General features: G+C 36.1%; 19 protein-coding genes. 9 read left to right on the forward strand and 10 right to left on the reverse strand.

Features of this window, described 5'->3' with window-relative positions:
• Positions 1–105 precede the first annotated feature (105 nt).
• The 7 genes from KDN24_RS04330 (at position 106) to KDN24_RS04360 (ending at position 9,180) form a co-directional block, all read left to right on the forward strand.
• A complete protein-coding gene (locus tag KDN24_RS04330; RefSeq protein WP_409970887.1) occupies positions 106–1,839 on the forward strand; it encodes an ATP-dependent nuclease in 1,734 nt (577 codons plus the stop codon).
• Entirely contained in the window at positions 1,827–3,404 is a 1,578-nt protein-coding gene (locus KDN24_RS04335) for a UvrD-helicase domain-containing protein (protein WP_409970888.1), read from the forward strand. The genes KDN24_RS04330 and KDN24_RS04335 overlap by 13 nt, the downstream gene beginning before the upstream one ends.
• A 520-nt stretch (positions 3,405–3,924) precedes the next feature.
• Complete coding sequence (locus KDN24_RS04340; RefSeq protein ID WP_491348317.1) at positions 3,925–5,196, forward strand: RidA family protein; 1,272 nt, start codon at positions 3,925–3,927, stop codon at positions 5,194–5,196.
• Between the two features lie 722 nt (positions 5,197–5,918).
• Positions 5,919–6,512, forward strand: coding sequence for a DUF1062 domain-containing protein (locus KDN24_RS04345; RefSeq protein ID WP_409970890.1), 594 nt, complete (start codon positions 5,919–5,921; stop codon positions 6,510–6,512).
• Positions 6,513–6,917: 405 nt separating this feature from the next.
• A complete protein-coding gene (locus KDN24_RS04350) occupies positions 6,918–7,097 on the forward strand; it encodes a hypothetical protein (RefSeq protein WP_409970891.1) in 180 nt (59 codons plus the stop codon).
• A gap of 88 nt (positions 7,098–7,185) precedes the next feature.
• A complete protein-coding gene (locus tag KDN24_RS04355) occupies positions 7,186–7,866 on the forward strand; it encodes a zinc ribbon domain-containing protein (protein ID WP_409970892.1) in 681 nt (226 codons plus the stop codon).
• A gap of 897 nt (positions 7,867–8,763) precedes the next feature.
• Positions 8,764–9,180: a hypothetical protein gene (locus KDN24_RS04360; RefSeq protein WP_491348318.1), complete on the forward strand. Its 417-nt coding sequence runs from the start codon at positions 8,764–8,766 to the stop codon at positions 9,178–9,180.
• 428 nt (positions 9,181–9,608) lie between these two features.
• Here KDN24_RS04360 and helD read toward each other — a convergent pair whose 3' ends face one another.
• A complete protein-coding gene (gene helD, locus KDN24_RS04365; protein WP_409970894.1) occupies positions 9,609–11,954 on the reverse strand; it encodes an RNA polymerase recycling motor HelD in 2,346 nt (781 codons plus the stop codon).
• 347 nt (positions 11,955–12,301) lie between these two features.
• On the opposite strand from helD, the gene KDN24_RS04370 reads away from it, so the two are divergent.
• Positions 12,302–13,132, forward strand: a complete 831-nt coding sequence (locus tag KDN24_RS04370; RefSeq protein ID WP_409970895.1) for an MBL fold metallo-hydrolase — start codon at positions 12,302–12,304, stop codon at positions 13,130–13,132.
• Between the two features lie 298 nt (positions 13,133–13,430).
• On the opposite strand, the gene KDN24_RS04375 is transcribed toward KDN24_RS04370, so the two are convergent.
• The 7 genes from KDN24_RS04375 to KDN24_RS04405 form a co-directional block, all read right to left on the reverse strand.
• Entirely contained in the window at positions 13,431–13,799 is a 369-nt protein-coding gene (locus KDN24_RS04375) for a hypothetical protein (RefSeq protein ID WP_409970896.1), read from the reverse strand.
• Between the two features lie 363 nt (positions 13,800–14,162).
• Complete coding sequence (locus KDN24_RS04380; RefSeq protein WP_409970897.1) at positions 14,163–14,804, reverse strand: response regulator; 642 nt, start codon at positions 14,802–14,804, stop codon at positions 14,163–14,165.
• Positions 14,805–14,872: 68 nt separating this feature from the next.
• Positions 14,873–15,991, reverse strand: a complete 1,119-nt coding sequence (locus KDN24_RS04385; RefSeq protein WP_409970898.1) for a GAF domain-containing sensor histidine kinase — start codon at positions 15,989–15,991, stop codon at positions 14,873–14,875.
• A 36-nt stretch (positions 15,992–16,027) separates the two neighbouring features.
• On the reverse strand, positions 16,028–16,375 hold the full coding sequence (locus tag KDN24_RS04390) for a VOC family protein (protein ID WP_409970899.1): 348 nt from the start codon (positions 16,373–16,375) through the stop codon (positions 16,028–16,030).
• 269 nt (positions 16,376–16,644) lie between these two features.
• Positions 16,645–17,682 carry an S-adenosylmethionine:tRNA ribosyltransferase-isomerase gene (locus tag KDN24_RS04395; protein ID WP_409970900.1) on the reverse strand — a complete coding sequence of 346 codons (1,038 nt, stop codon included), beginning with the start codon at positions 17,680–17,682 and terminating at the stop codon, positions 16,645–16,647.
• Positions 17,682–18,398 carry an SDR family NAD(P)-dependent oxidoreductase gene (locus tag KDN24_RS04400; protein WP_491348319.1) on the reverse strand — a complete coding sequence of 239 codons (717 nt, stop codon included), beginning with the start codon at positions 18,396–18,398 and terminating at the stop codon, positions 17,682–17,684. The genes KDN24_RS04395 and KDN24_RS04400 overlap by 1 nt, the downstream gene beginning before the upstream one ends.
• A gap of 742 nt (positions 18,399–19,140) precedes the next feature.
• Entirely contained in the window at positions 19,141–19,341 is a 201-nt protein-coding gene (locus KDN24_RS04405; RefSeq protein ID WP_409970902.1) for a hypothetical protein, read from the reverse strand.
• A gap of 175 nt (positions 19,342–19,516) precedes the next feature.
• Between KDN24_RS04405 and niaP the strand changes: the two genes are divergently transcribed.
• On the forward strand, positions 19,517–20,716 hold the full coding sequence (gene niaP / locus KDN24_RS04410) for a niacin permease NiaP (RefSeq protein ID WP_409970903.1): 1,200 nt from the start codon (positions 19,517–19,519) through the stop codon (positions 20,714–20,716).
• Between the two features lie 330 nt (positions 20,717–21,046).
• On the opposite strand, the gene KDN24_RS04415 is transcribed toward niaP, so the two are convergent.
• Positions 21,047–22,063: a GIY-YIG nuclease family protein gene (locus KDN24_RS04415; RefSeq protein WP_491348320.1), complete on the reverse strand. Its 1,017-nt coding sequence runs from the start codon at positions 22,061–22,063 to the stop codon at positions 21,047–21,049.
• 206 nt (positions 22,064–22,269) lie between these two features.
• Entirely contained in the window at positions 22,270–23,241 is a 972-nt protein-coding gene (locus KDN24_RS04420) for a glutaminase (protein WP_409970905.1), read from the reverse strand.
• Between the last annotated feature and the right edge of the window lie 253 nt (positions 23,242–23,494).

Consider the following 23,494-nt stretch of genomic DNA (forward strand, 5'->3'; position numbering starts at 1 on the left):
AGAGTAAAAATGAGATTTGAAGTATGTACAAATGATTAGGTTGGTAATCAGAATGGATTCAAATATTATTGCTATATTGGTCGGAGTAAGGGATGGTGTAACTTAATGGAATTTTCGTCTTTAAAAATCAAATGTTTTAGAAATTTTGAAGAAATTGACATACAATTGACAAATAAAAATGTAATTTTTGGATTAAATGATATAGGAAAAACTAATTTTTTGAGTGCTTTAAGGTTTTTGTTAGACCGAGATTATAGGAAATACGGACTTATTGATACTGATTTCTTTAATAAAAAAATAGATAGTGAAATATTTATTACTTTGGAAGTTAATATCGAAAATGAGAATAATGATGATAACAAAAAGATTTATACTGCTATGAAGGGAGCAATTTCATCTGATGCAAACGTAGTATATTTTCAACTCAGGGCTAAATATGATACAGAAACTCTCAGGGGTGAGCCTGAATTGTTTTGGGGGTCAGACCTAGATAATTTAGAACCAATTCCAAGTAATCAATCATTTTTTGAGATCGATAGATTGTTCAATGTAGTTTATATAGACTCGTCCATAAAGTTAGAAAATGAATTTAAGCGATATACAAAAGAAATTTTAAGAAGCGATACAAGTTTAGATGAAACTGAGAGAAAAAAGGTTAATTCTCATATTACAAAGTTAAATAAAAGTATTGGTAGTTTAAAAAGTATTAAGAAATTCGAAAACGATTTAGTAAGTGAATATAAAAATTTTCGGGATGAGAAAAATCTTAAAATTACAATTCGCTCAGAGATTGAGTTAAGTAATCTTTATTCAAAGTTGACACCGTATATTTTGAATAAAGATGATTCCGAAACATATCCAACAGGAGGTGATGGAAGAAAAAAGATTTTAGCATATACACTATTAGCACTAGAAAACAGAAGAAATGAAGATAAAAAAATCAATATATTTTTAATTGAGGAATTAGAGAATCATCTACATCGCTCTATGCAAATTGCGTTATCATATCAACTATTTAGTGATAATATTTTTAATTATTTATTTATTACAACCCATTCTTCTTTAATAGTTAGCCAAATGGATAATGTAAACCTTATAAAACTTTATAAAGATAAAAAAATTAAGGTTAAATCGTACACATATATAGTTCCAGAAGATTATAAAACTGTTAAGCAAAAATTAAATGAAAATTTATCTGAAGCTATTTTTGCAGATGTCGTATTACTAGTTGAAGGACCATCAGAGAAGATACTTTTTGAAAGAATAATGAAAGATAAATATGAGAGATATGAGAGTAACGGAGGATACATTCTACAAGTAGATGGAATAGATTTTAGTGAGTATTACAAGGTTTTGACTAGATTAGGAATAAAGGTAATTGTAAAAACTGATAATGATTTAAAACTAAACAAGACTAAAGGTGAATGTAATCTATTAGGATTGAATCGTGGTTTAAGACTAGCAGGGATTCCCCAAAAACCTAACATAACTGGAATTGATGTAGCAAAATATGAAAATGATCCTGAATATAAAAAAACATTACAAAAAATTATCTATGGAATAGATTACTTTGATGATTTTAAAATTTTGAAGGAAAAAAATATTTATATATCTCGCATAGATTTAGAAAATGATTTATACGAGATTGTTCCACAATTAATGGATCAACTTGCAAAGGAGCGCAATAGTAGCAAGAGTGGTATAGATTTTATGCAAGATGCAAAAATGATTAACATGATTGAGTTGTGTAGACTATTAAATATTAGAAAGTGCAATTCTATTTACAAACATGAATTTTTTGATTGTATAAGGGAGTTGAAAGAATCATGTACCCAATAGATATCGATATTCGGGAAAAGATACTGAATACGTCTGGAAATATTGTTGTAAGTGCAAATGCGGGAACAGGAAAAACATATACAACTGTAAAAAGAATAATACAAGATGTTAATAAAGTAACAAATTACCAAACATTTGCTGCAATCACTTTTACACGTAAGGCTGCAAAAGAAATAAAAGATAGATTAGGGTTATTCAGAGGTTCTGGTTTTATTGGTACTAATGATAATTTTGTTCTAACTGAAATTATTCAACCCTTCATGTACGATGCTTATGGTATAGATTTTAAAAAAGAAATCTTCCCAGACTATTCAAATCAAAATACAATTAACGATTTTAATGAAGGAATTGATAAAATAAGATCAAATGGCTTTATGTGTAAATATAGAGATAATCATAAAAACTTTGCCTTTCAATTAGGATTGGATATTCTTAAAAAATCACTTTCAGCAAGAAGATACTTAATGTCTAAATATTTTAGAATTTATATAGATGAATATCAAGATTGCGATGTTGATATGCATAAATTATTCATATATATATGTGATTACTTTGGAATATCATTATTTGTTGTTGGAGATATCAAACAATCAATTTATGGATGGAGGGGTGCATATAGTGATGGATTCAAAAATCTCATGATAAGAGAGGGATTCAGTACTTTTAACCTATGGCATAATTTCCGTTCAAATAAAGCAATTCAAAATTATTCTAACATATTTATGGCAGAGGCAAGGAGCAATTACAATGTTGTTGAATTTAAGAACGAGGTGCAATTAGTAATATACAACGAAGAAATGGATGCAATAAACTATATTGAAAAATGGATAAATAAAGAAACTAGCTGTTCTTTTTTGAACTATAGAAGAGATTCCGCGGAAGAATGGAGCAATTTATTGCAACAAAAAAATATTGATTTTGTTTATATTCCACATTCACCACTTGAAAATGGAGATATTGAAAGTGAACACGTTTGGATATCTCGCGTGATAGCATCTTATCTTTTAGAAGATAGGTACAACGAATACGATGTTTATTTAGAAATACCAATGCCGGAATCTTTTGAATTGAGAAAGATTAAAAGCTTATTGTTAAGAGTTGAGAAAAACAAAGAAGATGCAACTAAGTTCCACAATAGTTGTTTGGATTTATACTATTATTTAGGATACAGTTCAATAAATAGTAAAATAAATAATGAGATTAATGTATTATTTAGCGTTGTAAATGATCCAAAGTATATTCCATTTTATAATGCGAGTAAATACAAACTAACTACCTCTACAATTCATTCATCTAAAGGGCTTGAATTTGAGCAGGTAATAATAATGGGTAATGAATACAATTTCACCAATGATAATGATAGATTTTTGCATTATGTATCTGTTTCTCGACCCAAAGATAGGCTTTTAATATTACTAAAAAATAACTATAGGGGCCAAAAGTATCTAGAAGAAATTAGGAATGTTATAAATAAAACAAAAGAAATGGGATTCGAACTTAAATCTTCAGATGTAATAGAAGTTATCAATTTTACTTCAAATAAGGAGATTTTTTCAAACAGTTAAGATTTTGTATACTGTAATAATCTTGTAAATAATATTATCTAATTGATGGGGATCATTTTTTATATTGATTCTTCAATCAATTCTATTGGGAATAAAACTATAAATATTATTCTAATAAAAATGAAAATATGAAGATGAGTTTTAGCAAATATAGAAATTAAAGTGTTTTCAAAGAATTTGATCTCAACTCTTTCTGGTTTCATTTAAAAAGCAGATATAGGTAAAACCGAATCTGAAATAAACCTAAACTCCCATATTGCAAATGACCAATACTGGTATTTTTATATAATTTATACGGATATTTCTTATAATTTAATCTTTTTGCAATGTATCTCCTTACAGTTTTATTCGCCTGCAATGCCCTATATTTTATAGTTAAAGTTGCAAGGTTTAGCTATTTAATAATCCTTGCATTTTTACAGAACAAATCATTTTTAATGGTTAGACCGGTTTTTTCGGTGCGAAACATGAGTTTATACATATATCCATTAAAAAATTTAACTAAAAGGGGAATACTTTCATGAGCGGATATAACGCAGTATTAGCAAGAAATACAGAAAATGCTCCAAACGGTAATGGTCTATATTCACAAACTGTAGCTTTCTCTCATTACAATAATCTTTCAGCTCAATTACCTATCGAACCGAAAACAGGTAAATTGGTAGCTGGTGGTGTAAAAGAGCAGGCTGAACAATGCTTTAAAAATATTAAGGCAATTGTAGAAAGCATCGATCATGTTATGAGCGATGTTGTTAGAATCACTGTATTCGTTAAGGATATCCAAGATGTTGACGCTGTAGATGAAGTTTATAAAACATTCTTCCCAACGTATGTTCCTACACGCACGACAGTTGCAGTGGCAGCCTTACCTATGGACGCTTTGGTGCAAGTTGAAGCACTTGTTACAAACGGTGAAGGTACAATTCCAAACGCACCACAAGCAGGCGACCTTATTAAGCTTACAAATAACACGACAAATGCACCAACAAGTGCTCTATCTACACAAACTGTTTCTTTCTCTCATTACAATAATCTTTCAGCTCAATTACCTATCGATCCGAAAACAGGTAGATTGGTAGTTGGCGGTGTAAAAGAGCAGGCTGGACAATGCTTGAAAAATATCAAGGCGATTTTAGAAAGTATCGACGTTCCTTTTGATGATATTGTTAAAATCAATATTTTCCTTAAAGACTTGTCTGATACTGAAGCTGTAAATGAAGTTTATTCAACATTTTTCCCAGACTCAGCTATCGCGAGAGCTGTAGCCTATGTCCCTGCACGTACAGTAGTTGCAGCTTCAGCATTACCTATGGATGCTTTAGTACAAATTGAAGCAGTGGTGTCACACGGAGATGGAACACCTCCACAAGCTATTGAAGACAGACATGGAATCGTTATCTGGGCAAACAACACTGAAGATGCACCAAAGTGTTCACTATCTACACAAACTGTTGCGTTTTCTCATTACAATCACCTTTCAGCTCAATTGCCGTTGGATCCAAAAACTGGCCAATTGGTAGCTGGTGGTGTAAAAGAGCAGGCTGAACAGTGCTTGAAAAATATCAAGGCAATTGTAGAAAGCATCGACCACGTTATGGAAGATGTCGTTAAAGTGAATATCTTCGTTAAAAATATTGAAGATATGGATGCTGTAGACGAAGCTTACAAAACATTCTTCCCAGGCGGTACTCCTGCAAGAAGAACAGTTGGCGTATCAGCTTTACCTAAAGACGCTTTAATCCAAATCGATGCAGTTGTATCAAATGCTGAAGGAACACCTCGAAAAGCATAACAGGCATTTGTAAATACAGTAACGATCAAAGTTGCTTGTTAATGCCGATGCTGAATGCGAAATTGCATATCCTATTATAAAAAGGAGCTGTCTCAAAAGATAATTGAGACAGCTTCAGTTTTTTAACAGCGCAGCTTACTTCTCACTAATTGAGCAAATTTATGAGAAGTCTTTTTATTCATTTCTTTCGTAAATGCAGATAAACGTTCTTAGTAGTTTCAACATCACAGTGACCTAATCAATCCTCTAAGCCTCTATCGCTTTTTCAAGTAACAATGTATGAGTATGGTTCAAAGTGTGAGGTGTCAGCTCTGAATTTAATTTTGCTAACATCAGTAATCCCAAGTAGGAATCTTTCGAGTAGAATGGGAGAGCAGGCTAACAGTAATGTTCCAGAATTATTATTAAAAACAATGGTAATTATTGCTATAAAACATAATAATGGTATACTAAATATAGAGAAATATGGAAGGTGGAATTGGATTTGCCAACATCTTTGTAATGGTTAAATAACTAAATAGTACATTTCTTTTTTGAACATTATTGTTCAGTGACGGGAGAAGTGTGCCTATTTTTAGCCATTACAGGGAACGCAGGATAGTCAGTTGTTTTAATTCCAGCGGGATACCTATAAGGGTATTCTGCTTTTTTAATTGGGAAGTCTTTCTCCATTCAACCGTTTTTTTTTTTGCGTTCCTCTGAAAAAATAGGAGGAACAGGTTATGAGTTTTAATAATATATTTACTTATGAGATCATTGCTCAGGAAACACCTTATATAAAAAGAAATTGTAGTAAATGTAAAACGAACACAGAATTTTATTGTAGTGAAAAATTCAGGGTAAATGCGAATCAGAAAATAGTTGATATTTGGCTTATTTATAACTGTATACATTGTGAGGGAACTTGGAATTACCCTATTTTATCGAGAGTAAATATTAATAAAATTGACTCTATGTTAATTCAAAAGTTTATGAATAATGATAAAGAGACAATCTGGTACTATGCTTTTCAAATCAACAAATTAAGAAAACTATGTAATGATGTAAATACAGATATACGATACGAATTAAGAAAAGAAAAGCTCGATTCATTATCTAACGAGGTTACTATTAGACTTTGCTATAAATATGATTTTGGTCTTAGAATAGATAAATTAATAGCAGAAATTTTTGGCATTTCAAGGTCAAAAGTAAATAAATTGTCTCAGAACGGGACTATTTCACTAAATCCAAACATTAATATGAAGAGCAAAGTTATAGATAATTTACAAATTACAGTCAAAGGTGATTGGTACAAAGTTGATTCTTCGACATAAAAGTCCACTATCATTGTTAAGGCTATTCTCTAAGGGTTTCGTAATTTCAAAGTTTTGACATAGTTATTTGCGATTGATTCGTTAATCGCTGTCTTGATGGTATTCAAGCGTTTCATAAAAGTTCAGCGTCAATAACTCATTAAAATAAAAAATAGAAATATTTAAAAAGTTGATTGATCCTTGATTTAAGGGATTTGATCAACTTTTTTGTGCTTAAAAAGAAAAAAGTCCTCTGTATGCATTAGTATGACGATACGATGTGTATGAAATAATTCATATCCAAAACCTCTAATTTATATTACAATAGAACTAGTAGATATTTCCTGTATAAGGTACATTCTGTCAGATTAGGAATTATCATGTGTTTTTGAAATAAATAATTTAATACAAATGCGGAGTATGTAAATGGGAATTATTATAAGAGATATTATAGTTATCATAGCGATCTGGTTATTTGGTAATGAAGCACAGAAAGAAAAACAAAGAGAAAGCTTTAAACTTGCAGGGGTAATATTACTTGTATTTATCGGGCTACCAGCTGCTATTATTATAGGCATCATATTATGGCTTGAATTCTACGCCTAAACTAGATAAAAAATTTTAATACACATGCTAGTTTATTTAAACGGTTTCTAGCGATTAATTTTTGAATTATTAGAATTAGGGGGAAATAATGGAACAAAATTTTTGTAGTCAATGTGGAAATGAGCTTACAGTAGGATCTATATTTTGTGATAAATGTGGAGCTAGACTTGGCGATAGCAATAATCAAGTTGCAGCAACAATTCAAACTGGAACGGATCCTAAGATTAAAAAATACATATTCAATACGCTTTTAGCAATACTTCTTATACATTTAGCAGTATTTTTTGCTATAGGACTATTTTTATTCGCGACGATAAACAAAGCGATGTATTTTATATTACCTGTTCTCCCGATATATTTCGCAATACTTATTGGTTGTCTTGCCGCTGTTTATTTGTATTCCCGTTACTTTCCAACATCAACAATATCAAAATGGTTAGTAAAAATCTTTTTCTCAGGTTGTATTCTTAGTACAATTTTACTAGCATTAAATTTAATTCCATTTGGATTTGAATTTATTTTTATTGATAATGTAATTGATAAATATAATGCAGGTAACTATTTTTCAAGTTCTGATTTACGTAAAGTAATTTTAGTAGGAATAGTCATAGTGTTAATCACAATGGCAATTATTCTAGGATTCATTTCTTTAGTAATGAAAAGATGGTTTAAGAAAAATAATGAGACCTTTAAACAAGGGATTAAAAATTTATTTAAACCAAAATTCAACTGGAGATTAATGATGAAAATTATAAAAGAAGTACAATAATTTGACTGTAGACGAATTAAAAAATCCTACTGACAGGATGTAGTAATTTTTTAAGAAATTAAATGTAAAAATGGTAAATTCCCAATAAAGAGGCTGCACTTGAAATTTGTAAAAAACTGGTATTTTCGTACATATCGTTAAGATCGGTATACACTTTCATTTCACATGTAATTTATCTCCGAGGCACAGAGACAGGAACTTTGTCCCACCTGGGTAAAATAAAAAGACTTTCACATTAACGAATGTTGATGCTGGGAGTCTTTTTTTGTTGGATGCGTAGCAGAAGTTACAGAAGGAGGTTGGTTTTAATGGACAAATAGGGGAGTGCGCAGGGGGAAAAATGGTCAATAGAAGGTTCTAATAGACAAACTGGCGAGTGTACTGGGGGAAAAATGGCCAATAGAAGGTTCTAATGAACAAACCTGTGAATGTACAGGAGAAAAATGGTCAATAGGATGGTTCTAACGGACAAACAGGGGAGTGCACAGGGGGAAAAATGGTCAATAGAAGGTTCTAATAGACAAACTGGCGAGTGTACTGGGAAAAAGTATCCAATAGGATGGTTCTAACGGACAAACTGGCGAGTGCTCAGGGGAAAAATGGTTAATAGAAGGGTTCTAATGGACAAATCAGCGAGTGCACAGGGATAAAGTGTCCGATAGAACAGCTTCTAATAGAAAAAACAGCCAACATGTAGAGCGTAAATTGCCATGCACGATTCGACAACGCCTTAACCCTATTAAATTCTGTCATTTACTGTGAAAAATGATTATATTGCAATGGGATTATTAAAATGATATAAATGTTAATCAATATTGTGTTTCGGAATCAAAATTTTTAACTATTCCCATTGATTCGTTATAATGGGGATATATATGTGGTTCGGGGGTGTAAAAGATGTACATGTTTCTTACATATTTTGTTTCCCTTATTGTCATTATGATATCCGTATTTATTACACTTTTTTTCAAGAACGAGCTAGAGCGAATGTTTGGCGAAAAAAAAGACGTGCTCGCTTTTCATATATGTAATGTGATTATTATTTTAATGGTTTCTTATGGGGCGCAAGCAGTTATGATGATTTATGTAGCTGGCAAGGAATTCAATTATCTATTGCAATTCGTCCTCCTCCTATTCATGTGCCTGCCGATTTATTTTTTAGGGCACCGTGCTTTTGAAAAATATAACTCAGTTTATCGAAAATACGAACCTGCTGAAAACGGGAAAGTGATTGTTCTTAACGAGAAGTACTTAAAGAAGAAAAAACTGCCTTCAAAATTAAGAAATTATAATGAGGTTTTTAAGGAAAAATAAATTAATGATTCCTTAACAGAGTATAAACGACGTGCTCCTTTTGCAAAAAAAATACCATCATATACAAGCATTGACTAATTACTTGTATATGATGGCTTATTTTTTCTGTTCATTCACAATGGCGTCTGATTTTAGGAGACACTATTTCCATCACTCATTATCTAGTTATATCTAAAATGGCCACCGGTGAAGTGAAGCTCAATCAGTGGGGGTTTTCTTCATCCCCCACTGATTGTTAGTCACACCGAGCCTGATTGACTTTTCTAAGGGCTGAAGCCCAAAGAAAAGTCTTATTTCACTAATCACACTCAAAGCGCACGTCCTGTGGCTTTGCCTGACTAGGACATCCTGTCCGTCGTCGGGCTTTTACGGGCAGTTGATTCCCACTTAGAAATTTTTATTTCCCTCTATTACTTGAAGTGGGGGTCCTACTGCCCGTTAATCTGCGATAACCTCTCTGGTGCAGCATTGCGCAAAAAGGGGCTCGGTTCGCCTACACTGTATAGCTGCAAGTAGTGCATAGCTCTAGTACAGGCAGTGTAAAACAATCTTCGTAAGCTTTCATCACCGTAACTTTGAGCCGAGGCGTCATATATGATGACGGCATCGAATTCGATTCCTTTCGCCAAATACGCTGGTATGACGACAACCCCTTGCTCAAATTCAATCGAGTCCCTCTTCACAAGCTTTATTTCATCGAAACGGCTCAAGGCGTCGTATGCGGCAGTGCTTTCTGCAGCTGATTTGCATATGATGGCGATCGTATGATACTGTCCCTTTTGCAAGTCTTTTATTTTGGAAGAAATGGCGTGGTGCAATTCGGTATGATCGGATAGTTGTGTGAGTACAGGCATTTCACCTTCACGTTCAAAAGTGTGAATCTGTTCGCCACCAGGTACAAGTTTGCGTGTAAATTCAGTGATCGGTTTTGTTGATCTGTAGCTGCGTGTCAAGCTGATTGTATCTGTTTCATCCGCTCCATATAAGCTTGTAAGAGTATAGAAATCAGCCATTTCACTAGCATGGGCAAATATCGCTTGGTTAAAGTCCCCAAGCACAGTCATTTTTGCTGAAGGAAACAAACGTTTCAAAAACTCGAATTGAAACGGAGAATAATCTTGCGCTTCGTCTACAAGCACGTGTCTGATTGAGCTGTTTGTCTGAAACCCTTGAATCAGCTCTTTCAAAAATAAAAACGGAGTAGCATTTTCATAGAGCAGTTTTCCATCACCTAGCACTTTCAGTGTTAACTGACAAATATCCTCCCATTCCTCAGGCTTGTTCCCGTCAATCCATGGATTCATTCGCTCTGGATCAGTGAAAAGCTGCTGGTATATTCCCGTAATGTCGATGAAATGAAGTGCTCGAATCCATTTGCGCAATGGCTTCAACTTCTTTCGTAAAATCATCCGCCCGAGCCATCTACTTTCTCTTTCATAATCTCCAAACGAATCTTCCGAAAAGCCTCGTTTTTTCTGTAATTGGGAATAAGCCTTTTGATATTCTTCTTTACTGAGCAACTCGATTTCATCCTCTACCCAAGGCTTGTTCAGCTCGAGTTTTTCGGTTTCATTTATTCGCTCATTCAGCCATTCTTTCAGCTTTTCAATTCTGTTGTGAAAGCGGAGTGAGGTGTCAATCGTGTAAAACCTTTCTGTGATTTGTTGGGCGGTGACAATCGGTCTTCCTCTGAATTTAATTCCTTTGAATAGCATACCTGATAACTCAAGAGACTGTCTGTAAGCTTTAATCGTTTTGAAAAAATGGGTTGAGGCCTTGAAGCGGAGGCCTGCTAATCTAGTCTGATAAGACAGGTCGTCCGTTTGAGTTAACACATATTCCAGTTGCTCGTAAGGATCCTCGACGTAAAATGCATTGCCTAGCCGATGGTATAAGTACTCCTGAAATGTAACCTGTTGCATATTTTCTTCACCTAGTTCAGGCAATACATTGGATACGTAGCTATTAAACATTGTATTAGGCGAAAACAGAATGATTTGATCGGCTTTTAACCATTCACGATATTTGTAGAGCAAGTAGGCAATTCTCTGCATGGCAGCAGATGTTTTGCCACTGCCAGCCGCACCTTGAACAATGAGCAGCCTCCCACGATCATGGCGGATGATCTGGTTTTGCTCCCTCTGAATGGTAGCCACAATGCTGTGCATATGTTTGTCTGTTCCTTTGCCAAGTACCTGCTGTAAAATCTCGTCTCCAATCGTGAGACTCGTATCGAACATCGATTCCATAACGCCGTTGCGGATTAAGTATTGCCACTTTTTCTCCAGCTTACCGCTAATCACTCCTCCTGGCGTAGTGTATTCTGCTGGTCCTGGCGGGTAATCGTAGTAGACACTTGAGACCGGAGCCCGCCAGTCATAGATCAAGAAGTTTTCTCCGCTTGAATCTGTAAGTGTGGAGACGCCGATATAGATTTGTTCCTTAGTAGAAGTTCCTTCTTCCGTGAAATCAATTCGTCCGAAATAAGGAACTTCATGCATTCTTCGCAGGGCAGATAGCCGATTGTACGCATGTCTGTGGGTGCTTTGGCTGACGCTTAAGTCTTGAGCCTGTTGTCTTAAGCCAATAATCGTCTCCAAATAATCGTCAAAAGTGTCGATATTAACCTTGACGTCATCCCAAAAGTGTTTACGAATATGGACCACTTCTTTACGTCGCTTGCCAGTCTCGTCTTCCAGCTTGTCAATTTCCGTTGTAATGGTCTCTATGACGCTGTCTAATCGTTCTTGCTCCTGCCGAAGTTCTCTGTTCATATCAAGCACTCCTTTTAAAAAAAATGAAAAATGGGGGTTGACTCAAAAGGAATCTATAGTGTATAATTAAAATAGGGATAAATATACACTATAATAATAAAGATATGCATCTATATAAATTTACCATGTTTTTGTACTTAAATCAATGTTTTTTGACATTTTTACCACAGTCTTTTCGGCTGTGGTATTTTTATTTTTGTAGTGAGAATATTTTAAACTTTAGGGGAAAGTTCAATGGGCTCATTTTAATGGAGAAACATGTAATCCATAGGTAATAATTGAGTGAATGTTCATTCATTTTATGATAAAATCAATAAAAACAGAGAATAGTGAAGGAGGGATAATCCATGCTACTTAAGAAGGATTTTGAAGAAAAAACGATAAATGGAGTTCTGATGGGCAACGGAACCATTTCTTTTAAAAATGTAAAATTAAATGTGTATAGTTTTTTTATTGATGGTGTCCTCATTGATACTGGAGCTAAAACTTTAGAGAAAGAATTTAAACCTTTTTATAAGCAACTAGACATTGATCAAGTCTTAATCACACATTTTCATGAAGACCATACAGGGTGTGCAGCGTTTTTACAGAAAGATCTGAAATTACCGCTTTTTATGAGTGAAATTATGATCGACAATTGCAAGAAGAAGGCGGATTATCCATTGTATCGTCAGTTGTTCTGGGGCAAGCGTAGACCGTTCCAAGCAGCCGCAATCGGTGAAACAGTAACCTCTTCAAATGCGGCATGGAAAGTAATCAAAACCCCAGGGCATGCCATCGATCATCTTGCTTTTCTAAATGAGGGGACAGGTCAGCTTTTCACTGGCGATCTTTATTGTCAAGAGAGGACAAAGGTTATTCTCCGGGAGGAAAGCATCCCGACCATTATTGAATCATTAAAGAAAGTGTTAACGTATGATTTTGAAGATGTTTTTTGCAGTCATGCAGGTTACTTGGATAATGGGCGCACAGCTCTAAAGCGAAAGCTGGATTATCTCCTTAACCTGCAAGGAGAAATATTAAGGATGTTTGATGAAGGGAAAACGCCTGAACATATTACTTCTGCAATGTTTCCGAAAAAATATCCAATAACACGATTATCTTCGGGTGAATGGGAATCTATTCATATTGTGCATTCAATTCTTCGTGAACAGCATAAATTTTTTGCACAAAAATAGTATTATAACGAGTTTGGTATCTAAAAAGGGTGGGATTGTTAATTTCATGTAGATTTTCAAAAACATTATAAAACATATAGGTTTGATAAAATTAGAAAAACCTTTTCATTTTTCTATGGGTATTATTGATTTTTAAAAAATGGAAGTCCGAAATAGTTAGAGTAATGGAATATTGATATAACCAGCATCCGTATAAGGGTGCCGTTTTTTTGATCTCAGAAACACTAAACTTAAATGAACATCAGGTAAAAAGTGGTTAGTAACAAAGTCCATTTGTGTTAAAATTTTCTTTTGGGGATTACTTAATTCTCTTTAATTCACGTAATTCTGTTTCTTGTTCAATTGAACGGAATGAAAGTGTTTGAAGTATTTTTTCCTGGCGTTCTTGATTTTCTTTGAGGAGGCTTACATCGCCTTTAATGTAGTTAACATCTTCTGACAAGGATTTTAATGTAGCATTCGTTACTTCTTGATTGTAGCGGATGGCTGAAATCTCCTCTTTCATACCATCCTGGCGCATCTCAATAGCTCCTAACCTTTTTTCAATACTATTAAATCTGTTGTCAATACCGTCAAATCTGTTGTCAATACTGTCAAATCTTTTTTCTATTGGCCGCAAACCTTCCTTTAATATAGATTCAAGCATCATTTTTAACTCACTGTTCATTCGTTATTCTCCTCTCTACCCTTTTGGGGCGAATATTTCTGTATGGAATAATACCTCAGCATGGATTGTTTATAGTTTCATTATAGATACAAGCTGTATCAAAATAAAGCAGAAAATATAAAGTGGATTGAAAGGTTGATGGTGATACTGAATTAATAAATGAATGATAATGATGAGAAGTCTTTTTTGTTAAAGATTCCTCTGTGGAATTTTCTGTGAATTTTGAGTGGATATTCATTCGTTTCTTGTTAAGCTGAAAATATTTCAGCATTAACTTGTTCGGGTGTTTTGCCTCCATCATCCAGCTTAATTACTTCTTTTGGGGGACATTATTATAAGTATAACTGAAGAGTTCGATTTCCTTTAGTCAACTAACTGATTTTTTACCGCATATAGAGCAGCCTGTGTGCGGTCGGCGAGCTCAAGCTTTGCTAGTATGTTGGATACATGAGTTTTAACCGTTTTTTCGGTGATAAACAGGGAGGAAGCGATTTCTTTATTGCTTTTTCCTTTGGCAATTTCTTTTAACACATCAAGCTCTCTTTTGGTTAGTTCCTCTGTTGCCTTCTTCCCTTGTTTTCCTTTATTGGACAAATTATTTAATAGGTGAGAAGTTGCTTTCGGATGAAGATCATTTTCTCCTCTCATCATTTTCTTCATGGAATTTACAAGCTCATCAGGCTGGATATCTTTTAACTGGAATCCGGAGGCACCTGCTTCAAGTGCAGGAATCACATGATCTTGATCGGAAAAGCTCGTTAACATCATAATTTTTATATAAGGATGTTCCTTTTTGATTATTTTTGTCGCCTCGATTCCATCCATTTCAGGCATGACTAAATCCATCAGAATAATATCAGGCTTTAGTGATTCAGCAAGCTCTACAGCTTCCTTCCCATTTGCAGCTTCCCCAACAATATCGAGATCCTTTTGGGTTCGAAGAAAGAGGACAAGCCCTTTTCTTACAACATGATGGTCATCTACGATTAATACGCGTATAGTCACGAACTATTCCCCCTTAGAGCTGAATTTGGATTTTGATTTCCAACATTCAAACAAATATACTTTAAAGCCTAAAGCGGAATCTGAATTTGAATTTCTGTCCCGCTTCCAAGCCCACTTGTTAACTGAAATTGACCATGCAATGCTTCTGTACGTGTTTTCATATTCCTTAAACCTAATGAAAGAATAGAAGGATTTTCTTCATAATGGAAACCGCAGCCTGTATCCTTAATGCTCATCACTACTTCATCTTTGTCAGCGTGAAATGTTAAAGCCACTTCTGTTGTATCGGAATGCTTTTTACAGTTGGCTAGAGCTTCTTGCCCGATTCGCCACAAAGCTTCCTCTACTTTTCCAGGAACATTGGTAGCTCCGGATACCTTCGTTTCTATGCATAGTCCGAGCATTTCAGCATAGCTTCTCAATGCACTTACTAAACCATTTTCTAGTCCAAGTGGCTTCAATTGCCATATTAATGCTCTCATTTCTCCAAGTGCCTGCTGAGCTAAATCTTGAATATAGCTGAACGTATGTTTAACCTCATCGTCAGGTGTCATTTCAACACCTGCTCTAGCTGTAAGGCTAAGAGAAAATAAGAGTTGGTTAACAGAATCATGGAGATCCTTTGCGAGGCGATTTCTTTCAGCAACGAGTGCAGTCTCCTGTTCTACTCGGGTTAACTTGATTCTCTTCAATGCTGTTCCAATTTGGTAAGCAACTGCTTCAAGCAAAGCGAGCTCATTCTTCTGAAAATGTGTCTTGTTTGGTGAACCGACATTTAAGATGCCGAACCGTTCCTGTCCAGCACGGAGCGGAACGGTAGCATGATGAGTCAGCCCACAAGTATCCCCAGCATTTTCTAACATCGCATCTTCAATTCGTTTACATTCGATAATATTTGTAGCCTTATGCAATTTTTGCTTTTTGTATTTATTTACGCACCAGCAATCTCCTTGGCACATTCTCCGCTTATTGTCATTAGCTAAAGCAGGAGGCAGAGCGACATCCGCAACAAGCTGATGCGAGCCATTTTCATCGATTAAAAAAATCCAGCCAGTATGCAAACCTGTCACATGAAGAAGCTTTTTCAAAACACCAGAGAGAATATTAGTTGTGTCTGTTCCTTCGTTCAGGAGCTCGGCAATTTCTTTTAAAATGGTTAATTCTTCATATTTAGCCTCTTCAGACATGCCTGTTCTCCTCCACGGACTTCGTATTTATTGTTATTATAACTTATTTCCAATCTTAAGGAACTCGATGATTTCTTGATTAGGCCCCTTATAAAAAACAGTTTCCCAGCCATTTTGCAGCTTATATGGCCCCTCGAGCTTGCGATTACGATCCATCAGGTGAACCACATCAAGAAGATTATCAACCTCGAAACAGATATGAGTTGTTTTAACGTTTTCTGTGGTTGCGATTAATTCAAGCCTGAAATTGTCCGAGGCTAGAAATGTGATTTCCTCATTCATAAAAGCAAACTGGCTTTCAATCTCTAAACCGAGAAGATTTTTGTAAAAAATAATGGCTTCCTCTAGATCATCAACTTCAATTGCATAATGATGAATACGCATGTGAGACCCTCCTATAAAGTGAAACTTCAATCAGTGGGGGTTTTTTGACGCACAGGATGTGTTAGTACAGATTAGCGATAGGACGTCGCGTTCTTAGTCTGCCTCATCCCCATTGATTGTTAGTTGAACCAATCGGACCTTTACTGACAGTTGATCTCCCACTTATGCTGCTTTGTTCCTCGCACCCTTGAAGTGGGAGTCTTACGACATACAGGACGTATTAGTGTCGACGTTGCCACAGGACGTGGCGTTCTTAGTCGACCTGCGAGTTAATAGTGAGATACAATTAAATTCATGTCCCCGAATTCATGCCATAAATAGCGTGATTGAATAGCTTCATCATATGCTTTTTGTAAGTGCTCTTCAGAAACAAAGGCTGACAGCATATCTAAGTGGCTTGCTTTCGGTTCATGAAAGCCGGTAATGATTCCGTCAACGATTTTTAAAGGATACTGTTGATGAATATAAAGGTTTGTCATCCCTGAAAGTGTATTATTTTGAGCTGCACTTTCAAGCGCGCGAACAACGGTTGTTCCGGCAGCAATTACTCTATTTCCAGCAGCTTTCGTCTTAAGAATCTTCTCCATTGTGTTCTCAGAAATATGATACTCCTCATGATTCTCTTCTGGTGATTGTTCAAGCTCATCATCGAGTAAATAACTTAGCCCAGTATGCAATTGAATATAGTCGAATTGAACGCCTTTTTGCGTGAGCGTAAATAGCAGTTCCCAGCTAAAAGCTCGACCAGCCGACGGCATTTCAACTGAACCCGGATGACTGGCAAATACGGTTTGATAATAATCTAATGCCCAAGGATGATGAATATATTCATAGCGAATCGGTTCGCCAAGATTATAGATAATATTGAATAAATCGGTTCCTCTTTTCGAAAACTGAATTGTTTTTAATGGTGAAGGGCCATTGTTTTCGATGATAGTGGCAGAAAAGTCTGGTGAAAATTGTAGGGTATCTCCAGTTTGAACATGGGCTGCAACGATTAATGCCTCCCATGTATCCTCATTTAAGCGTCTTGCCAAACGAACTTCCACTTGTGGTGCCAATTGTTCTAGTCTTCTTAACCATTTCCCTTTTAAAACGGCAGGGATTGTTCGACTATTATTCAAAATGACTAAATCCCCAGGTTCGAGATAATTCATTAAGTGATTGAATCGGTCATGACGAATGTCCCCTGTTGTGCGATTGAGTACCATCATTCGAACGTGATCTCTTCTTACACCTCTTTTTTCAGGAGGGTGGGTAGCATTTAATTCATCAGGAAGATAAAAATCCAATGCTTTAATGGCCATTATGACTCACCTTCTGACTGAGCCTCAAAACGCTGCCCGTTAATCGATTCAGACTTAGCCGAGGCTAAATATAAAAAGATATCTACAACATCCTCAGGCTTAGCTAAAGAATAATCACAATCAGGGACGGCTAATTTATGCATGTCTGTGTCCATTTCACCTGGATCAACCATGTTTACTCGTACATTCGTATGACTTAATTCATCTGCCCAAGTTTCGGTAAGTCCTTCAACAGCAAACTTGGAAATGCCGTATGCGCCCCATCCCGCATAGCCTGTATGGCCCGCTTCAGATGTCACATTAATAATGGAACCTTCGTTTCGCTCAAGCATGCCAGGAATCACTCTTCTCGTCACTAAAAATGTCGAAAAGACGTTGATTCTCATCACATCGATAAAATCCTCTTCAGGATAGTCGAGAAGCATAGGCATCGGACTTGGTCCCAATATCGAAGCATTGTTGATTAAAACATCAATAAATCCATACGCCTTCTCCGTTGTCGCAACGAATCGCTCGACATCCCGTGAGTTCGCTACATCAGCGGCTATAGCCAGCACTTCCGCTCCCAGCGCCTCAGCTTCTTTCTTCACCTTTAGAAGACCTTCTTCAGACCTCGCACAAATCGAGAGCCTTGCCCCTTCCTTCGCAAAAGCCAATGTCAATGCCCTTCCTAAACCTCTAGACGCTCCTGTAATCATCACAACTTTATTCTTCATTTGTTTTCTCTCCTTTTATCCTTGATAACTAAAGTATATAGATGACTTACAGTTTTTCCCTCGTAGAAAAGCTTGAACTTTTCTACGACTTTTGATGGAGGAGATGAAATAATGATGTGTTTTTTATCGTGGGAAATTGCGGACCGTGTCGGTGTGGGAAGGAGGGAGCGTCATGAAATAAAAAGTGGTGAGTGAGTGGTCTTGTAAGGAGTGAATGAGACCATGGTTAAGGTAAATTGGTGTGTTGAGTGGTTTCAAAGTGAGAGAATGAGACCGTGGTAAAGGTGAATTAGTGTGTTGGGTGGTCTCAAAGAAAGGGAATGAGACCGTGGTAAAGGTAAATTAGAGTGTTGGGTGGTCTCAAAGCGAGAGAATGAGACCGTGGTAAAGGTAAATTAGTGTCTTGTGTGGTCTCAAAGCGAGGGAATGAGACCGTGGTAAAGGTAAATTAGTGTGTTGGGTGGTCTCAAAGCGAGTGAATGAGCCCATGGTCAAGGTAAATTAGTGTGTTGAGTGGTCTCAAAGCGAGAGAAAGAGACCATGGTAAAGGTAAATTAGTGTGTTGAGTGTCTCAAAGTGAGAGAATGAGACCACGGTTAAGTAAATTGGTACCTGGAGTGGTCTCAAAGAAAAAGGAAGAGACCATCGTTAAGCCAAAAAGAAGCACGCTAAAAATAGGTTACTTTAAGCTCCAAAACATACTTGCAACCGAAAAAGATTGGTACTATTTAAAATAAGGGAATCACGAAGAAGAAGTATTCTTTTGTTCCTTTGATTCTTCAAGATTTGAAATTAATTCATTTTCATCTTTAATATTAAAATGGTTGAGAAGAAGATTTATTTTGCGGTTTAAAACAGAAAGCCGATAAACGACGTAAATGATAAAGGTTGATAGAGAAACAATGGCAAAAATCCATAAAAAAATAACGGTATATCGATCCATAAAGACACCATTCCTTTTTTTATCATTATAGCAATCTGACAATTAATTGGGACAAGATTTCTAACCCATATCCCGAAGCTTAAACGAAAAAGGTAGAAAAAAATCTTGTCTTTTTGGTGAATGCCGATTATAGTTAGGAGAGTAATTACACCTGTCAAGACAACGGAGGTTCATGATGGCAGAAAAAACGATTTCTCAGCGAAAGCTTCTTGGCATTGCAGGACTTGGATGGATGTTTGATGCAATGGATGTCGGAATCCTTTCGTTTATTATTGCAGCATTAAAGGTAGACTGGGGTTTGTCACCTCAACAGATGGGGTGGGTTGGTAGTATAAATTCTATTGGAATGGCAGTGGGTGCTCTCGTATTTGGTTTATGGGCAGATAGGATTGGCAGGAAGAATATATTTATTATTACTTTGCTATTGTTTTCACTAGCGAGTGGTATCTCTGCATTTACAACAACTTTATTTGCCTTTTTAGTTTTACGTTTCTTTGTTGGTATGGGACTCGGTGGAGAATTGCCAGTTGCCTCAACACTCGTTTCAGAAAGTGTGTCAGCAAAAGAGCGGGGACGTGTTGTCGTACTACTGGAAAGCTTTTGGGCATTTGGCTGGCTAATTGCTGCACTTATTTCCTATTTTGTTATTCCGTCATTTGGCTGGCGCGTTGCCCTTATTCTTACTGCTTTGCCAGCTTTTTATGCGATATATTTACGGCTCAACCTTCCAGATTCTCCGGCATTTTCACCTAAAAAAGTTGAGAAGCGAACGGTCGGACAAAATATTCGTGATGTTTGGTCGAAGAAAAATGCCCGCTCCACTTTTGTGCTTTGGGTTGTTTGGTTTATGGTTGTTTTTTCATACTATGGCATGTTCCTTTGGCTGCCAAGTGTGATGGTCATGAAAGGCTTTAGTATGATTCAGAGCTTTGAATACGTATTGATTATGACGTTAGCTCAGCTGCCAGGCTATTTCACTGCAGCATGGCTCATTGAAAAAGTAGGAAGAAAGTTTGTACTTGCGACCTATTTGTTAGGGACGGCAGGGGCTGCTCTCGTTTTCGGTCATGCTGAAACGACAGTAATTTTAATTGTATCAGGTATCTTACTATCCTTCTTTAACCTTGGGGCATGGGGAGCTTTATATGCATACACGCCTGAACAATATCCAGCGGTTATTCGCGGTACTGGCGCTGGCATGGCGGCAGCGGTTGGTCGTGTAGGCGGGATACTAGGACCACTCCTTGTAGGCTCCCTTGTTGCTGCAGGTTATTCAATCGGTTTTATTTTTTCACTGTTTTGTATAAGTATCGTCGTCGGTGTCATAACTCTTATATTTTTAGGAAAAGAGACACGGCAGATCGAATTAACATAGAATGCAGTAGGTATGAGAAACATAAAGTCGCTGAAGGACAAATCCGCGTTGAAAATCGTTAGAAATGTCCTTCACGAGGTCGTTGAAGGACAAAATTCTATTGAATCTCGGTAGAAATGTCCATCATGAGGTTGCTGAAGGACAAAATTCTATTGAATCCCGATAGAAATGTCCTTCATGTTGCCGTTGAAGGACAAAATCTTGTTAAAACTAGGCAGAAATGTCTTTAATGATTACTTGGAAAAGCATATGTGAATTGAATCGAGAGTTAAGTAATGAAAAACTTTCGAATGATAGAGAGTACATGTTTTCCCTTTTTCGCAAATGTCGCTAAAAAGTAATCAATTTATTAACTGCCAAAATAATGTTTGAATGAGCCTCAGAGTCGAGCGACTCTTCTGGAATGAGTATGAAAGAGCAGTTATTACTTTTTAAATAACTATAAATAATTTGAGCTTCGTCGATTTCATCTTTGCTAACTTCAATGGATGAAAGGCTGTCCTGATTTTTGAAGAAAGTTAGGATTGAAGATTTTATTTTTTCAGCCAGCAGATCTACGTCTGCTAGTGAAAACTGCTGACTGAAAAGGACAGTAGTTCGTTTTATGAGAAAAAGTTTCATCATCTCTTCGTTTAATTTTTCGCTGATGACGAGATTATGATTTTCTTCAGTGAACTCAATTACTTTTTCTTTTTTTAAAAGAGCATTAACGGCTTGAATACAATCCCTATATTTTGAGGCTGTTTCAAAATCATAGTTTTCAGAAGCGTGTTCCATCATTTGCTGCAAATCTTCGAGTATGCTCATGTTATTGCCTTGAAGAAAATCGATAAATTTCTCGATAATTTCATTGTATTGTTGAACGGCTGGGCCACCAAGGCATATGCCAAGACAAAGGCCTAAAGAATAATTCAAGCAAGCTGTATTCTTCTTAGTAGAATGACTACAGCATAATTTAAAGCACTCCTTAACCCCTTGAACCGCTCTTTCCACATGATTCTTACTAGTAAAAGGACCAAAATAAAGAGAACCGTCGTTTTTATCGATGCTACTAGTAATCTCCATTTTACGGTACCCATTGTCAATCTTGAACACGATATAAGTAAACGACTGTGGATTTTTCATCATTCGATTATATAATGGCTTATATTCCTTAATTAACTGACATTCTAACAGGAAAGCTTCAAATTCTGTGTCGGTTACGATATAGTCAAAATCCTTTAAATGCTTTTTTAGTTTGTTAATCTTTGGAGAATGCTGTTTCGAATTTTGGAAATAGGACTGAACTCGATTTTTTAAATTCTTTGCCTTTCCTACATAAATGATGTGACCAACGGAATCTTTCATTAGATAAACACCTGGAGATAAAGGCAGTTTTTTTACCTTTTCAGTTAGAAAAATATACAATCAACCCTTTGCTGGATACTATGTATCTAGTATTTTATCATGAGATGATTATGTTGTTTGTTTTTCAGTGTAAAAAACGTCGTTGGATTTTGTGAGTAAGACTGAGCAATGCAAAGGGTCAGGCTTGAGAACCTGACCCTAAAAATTTATATTAATCGTAAATTCCATTCCTTCGAAAGATGCTTTAGCATATGAACGCCAGCGGTGCTATTGCCATGCTTATCAATGGCAGGGCCGTAAAGACCAATTCCCCAACAGGTTGAACGATTGTTTGTCATTTTCGCGCTTGGAGGAACAGCAGCCATAATCCCTCCGGAAACACCACTTTTTGCAGGAATGCCAACGAACGCAGCAAATCGACCAGAATAATCATACATCCCACATGTGAGCATCAACGTTTTTGTTAAACTGGCAAGCTCTGTCGAAAAAATCTGTTCATTATGCTGAGGATGAACACCATCATTAGCTAAAATGACCCCTATCTGAGCCAGTTCAGAAATGTTCAATTCGATAGAGCATAATTTTAAATAAACTTCCATCGCTTCTTCCACTTCACCAAGAAGATATCCGGTTTGCTTGAGCCAATAAGCAATGGAACGATTTCGGTCCGCCGTTTTCCACTCTGACCAAAAAACCTCCTCATTGATGCTTGGCTTTCGGCCAATCATTTTTTCAATAAAAACGAGTAACGCATCTACTCTCTCTGCTGGGGAGTTTCCTGGCAGCAACGAAGCAACCGTAATCGCTCCAGCATTGATCATCGGGTTGAATGGCCGACCTGGATGACTTAGCTCTAACCGAAAAATCGAATTAAACGCATCACCTGTAGGCTCCACATCAACATATTCTAATACATTATTAATACTCCGCGTTGTACAAGCGTAAATGAAACTAATCACCTTTGAAATACTTTGCAGTGTAAAAGAATGCTCTGTATCTCCAGATTTCAAAACCGTCCCATCAGATGAAATGAGGCAAATCCCAAGAGCATTTGGATCCGCTTTTTGTAAAGCGGGAATATAACTAGCTGTCGCCCCACTTGTCGTAAACTTCTTATATTCTAAAATCCAATCATCAAGCTGCTGCTGCATGGAGTTTGTTTTGTTTGTTGGGTTCATTGGTTTATGTACCTCCGAAATATATTGTTGTCTTTCCAAAGTTCTATCAGTTACTGTATGGTCCTACGAAGAATGTTTTATTCCTCTTAAAAATACCATTTCTGAAATGGATATAGTAGTTAATTCTCTAAATTATCTATAACTAAAGTTAAATCCGAAAGAACAGCTATCATCCTGTACTTTCGGATTTTTGTTTTCGCCAACTTTTCTGTCCTTTTCCGAATTCAACAGGAGACTTACTGTAAGTGTCTCG

Origin of the sequence: Cytobacillus sp. Bva_UNVM-123, from assembly GCF_046351715.2 — a bacterium.
GTDB lineage: Bacteria > Bacillota > Bacilli > Bacillales > Cytobacillaceae > Cytobacillus.